Source organism: Rhizobium ecuadorense (genome assembly GCF_001187535.1).
Classification (GTDB): domain Bacteria; phylum Pseudomonadota; class Alphaproteobacteria; order Rhizobiales; family Rhizobiaceae; genus Rhizobium; species Rhizobium ecuadorense.
This window is the reverse complement of record NZ_LFIO01000414.1, coordinates 1-223: the sequence shown is the minus strand read 5'-3', so window position 1 is coordinate 223 and position 223 is coordinate 1. Positions and strand designations below refer to the sequence as shown.

Here is a 223-nt window from a genome sequence, read left to right as displayed (position 1 = left end):
GAACACCGCCGAAGTGCTGAATTATCGCGGTTATGCAACCCGCAAGCTCGGCCGCACCGATGAGGGCATCTCCTATTATCTGCAATCGGTGAAGATGGACCCGCAATACGCCAAGGTCCGCGAATATCTCGGCGAAGCCTATGTCATCAAGGGTCAGCTCGATCTCGCCAAGGACCAGCTGAAGTTAATCAAGGCGATCTGCGGCACCGGCTGCGAGGAATAT

1 protein-coding gene is annotated in these 223 nt (G+C 55.6%); it reads left to right on the top strand.

Annotated elements, in window-relative coordinates:
- On the top strand, positions 1-223 hold a 223-nt coding region (locus AF337_RS10855), incomplete at both ends, for a tetratricopeptide repeat protein (protein ID WP_152970972.1).